At 26.6% G+C, this 1,420-nt stretch carries 3 protein-coding genes; all 3 read right to left on the bottom strand.

Annotated features, from left to right (window positions below):
• Positions 1-163: 163 nt before the first annotated feature.
• Positions 164-484, bottom strand: coding sequence for a BlyB family putative holin accessory protein (locus U880_RS0101235; protein WP_024654450.1), 321 nt, complete (start codon positions 482-484; stop codon positions 164-166).
• Positions 481-684: a BlyA family holin gene (locus U880_RS0101230; protein ID WP_038358718.1), complete on the bottom strand. Its 204-nt coding sequence runs from the start codon at positions 682-684 to the stop codon at positions 481-483. Before U880_RS0101230 ends, U880_RS0101235 begins: the two co-directional genes overlap by 4 nt.
• Positions 685-769: 85 nt before the next feature.
• Positions 770-1,420, bottom strand: a 651-nt coding sequence (locus tag U880_RS0101225; RefSeq protein ID WP_024654448.1) for a DUF685 domain-containing protein, incomplete at its 5' end; no start/stop codon positions are given.

Here is a 1,420-nt window from a genome sequence, read left to right as displayed (position 1 = left end):
TGTTCCATTCTGTTTATACTTGCTTCATATAAAGAAAAAATGTAATTAACTACTTTCAAAAAGATATTTGTATAAGTAGATGTATTTTTATCATTATTATTTTTTTGTAGAAGTTCTGTAAATTTATTTAGTATATCAATACCTATTTTTGCCGTACTTAAATTCATTTATACTCCTTTTCATGTGATGTCATCTCTGATGGTAATTGCATATTATCAGGATTACTATTGACCTTTTCTATAAATTTTTTTATTTTAGTTTGTATAGGTTCAATAGCCAATTTTATTTGTGGAGTTAAAGCATTGTCTAAAATTTCCATGTTTTTAGTATAAATATGCTCATATTCCAAATAGAATTGGTGTAATAATGAGAATGCATGATTATCACGTCTGTCAAAAGTAGCATCTTTAAAATTGAATAATGAATCAATTAAATTTGAGATTGCATTTAAAGATGTGTCTAAAGATTCTTTACTCAGTATCATATCTGACCCCAATCATTATTATCATTATTATTTTGTTTATTTTTGTTTTTAAATTTGTCTATTAAGATATGTAATATATCTTTAAGCACAGGTTTAAGTAAGAGTACAGTACCCAAAATTAAACCAGAAATAATTAATAACTTAGTACCATCAATATCAAGTAAAAGTTGTATTAAATTATTTGTGTCAATGTCATTCATATGAGCTTTAACCTCTCCTTTGAAAATTTGTATTTATAACTATATAGCTAAAATTAATTTTTGCTATAAATATAAAGATAATATTTTAAATCTTAACAAGTCTAGGAATTGTGTCGTAATTTGTTGAGTACGAACGTTTTTGTATATACCAACCCTGAAACAAAGGGACAAAAGTATCTACTAAAGCATTTTTTGCACCAAGATAATATACTAATCCTTTGCCTGATTCACTAGCATATTGTGTATGTATTCGTTTTGCATACTTACTTCCTGATGCATTAATAGTGGCATCTACGACTATGTCTAAATAAATGGGTTTGTCATCATCAGATGAATAAAATCTTAATATAACATCTTTGTCTGAGTACTCTGAAGTCATATCTATGATATAGGCTCTTTTTCTAAGGTCGTATTCTGCAATTGAACTACTTGTAGTTCTGGTTTTTGATAAAGTGAAATCAGATGGTGGACCAAGTAAGTATTCAGGGATAGATGATTTTTGTAAGGTACCATAGCCATTTGTAGTAACAAAATAATCAGATTTATTTAGTCTGGAACTTGACATACTACTTGTAAGTCTGCTTTTTATTTGACTAAAAATATTAGAAATACTACTAGAATCGTCATTTAAAATTTTGGTAAGTATTTTACTATAAGCTTGTTCAATAAAGTTTTTATCATTAACAAGTTCTGTAGCAATAGTGCTTTTAATAACTTCTTTAAAATATTCAAGACC

Origin of the sequence: Borrelia hispanica CRI (genome assembly GCF_000500065.1) — a bacterium.
Lineage (GTDB): Bacteria > Spirochaetota > Spirochaetia > Borreliales > Borreliaceae > Borrelia > Borrelia hispanica.
Note: the sequence above shows the minus strand (reverse complement) of the source record. Positions and strands in the feature narration are given on the sequence as shown.